This is a genomic window from Shigella sp. FC1967 (genome assembly GCF_001743005.1).
Taxonomy (GTDB): Bacteria; Pseudomonadota; Gammaproteobacteria; order Enterobacterales; family Enterobacteriaceae; genus Proteus.
Genome location: NZ_MIIZ01001070.1, coordinates 1 through 1029 on the forward strand (window position 1 = coordinate 1; position 1029 = coordinate 1029).

Consider the following 1029-nt stretch of genomic DNA (forward strand, 5'->3'; position numbering starts at 1 on the left):
AAAACAGGTGCCTTTATAAAAAAAACATCGGATTAGTAGAGGTTGGAATGGTGTTTTATTTGGTAGTTTCCTTTTTTATTAGCCAGCAACAAGTTTCTCGATATGAAAATGGAAAAAAATATTTTATCCATTACAATGTTAAATAAATGCTTAAAGATATTTGATTTAACATGGGATGATTATATTAGAGAAGTTATCTATAATGATAATCCAAAAAATAATATTGATGTAATTATCTAACGCTATTATTCATTGGCTTTTTCTCTAATTCCATTACAGAAAAGTATTGAGACTAATATATATAAAATTAATTTAAAATTAATTTTATATTGCTATGTTTTTGTCTGAAAAAGAAGTGTTTATATTTATAACTTACGAAAGGTGTTAAAATGAAATTATTAAAATTATCTAGTCTGGCTGCAGTATTAACAATGGCATTTGCTGGATATGCTAATGCTGCAACTGTGACAGTAAATGGTGGTACCGTTCACTTTGTTGGGGAGGTTGTTGCTGCTGGTTGTTCTGTCGATAGCCAATCAATGAATCAGACCGTTGAAATGGGTCAGGTAAGAACTTCTGCTTTTGCTGCTAAAGGTGATAAATCTGACGCTAAAGATTTTAATATTACTTTAAATAATTGCGATACGGCTATTGCAAAGAATGTTGCTTTCTCATTCTTAGGTCAAACATCTACCGCTAATGATATTCTTGCACTTTCTGGTAACACGGATGGTTCAGCAAAAAACATTGGTATCAATATTATTGACCAAGGTGGTATTAATCTTAAAGTTGATGGCAGTACTTTTGGTGCTAAAACTGTGCTGGTTAATGGACGAAATGTCATTCCTTTAACTGCACGTTATATCTCTACTGGTGATACTGTACAAGCTGGACAAGCAAATGCAGTAGCTACATTTAATGTTCAGTATGACTAACTGATAGTAAAGCAGATATGAGGATCCTCATTTTCATATTTGCATTAGCGTTACCACTTTTAGGAAATGCTAAAAAGTGGTAATCTAGATGCAA

The 1029-nt window shown here is 31.9% G+C and carries 1 protein-coding gene; it reads left to right on the forward strand.

Annotated elements, in window-relative coordinates; all coding sequences use genetic code 11:
• Positions 1–389: 389 nt before the first annotated feature.
• Entirely contained in the window at positions 390–935 is a 546-nt protein-coding gene (gene fimA, locus BHE89_RS18440) for a type 1 fimbrial major subunit FimA (RefSeq protein ID WP_069369456.1), read from the forward strand.
• The last annotated feature ends 94 nt before the right edge of the window (positions 936–1029 follow it).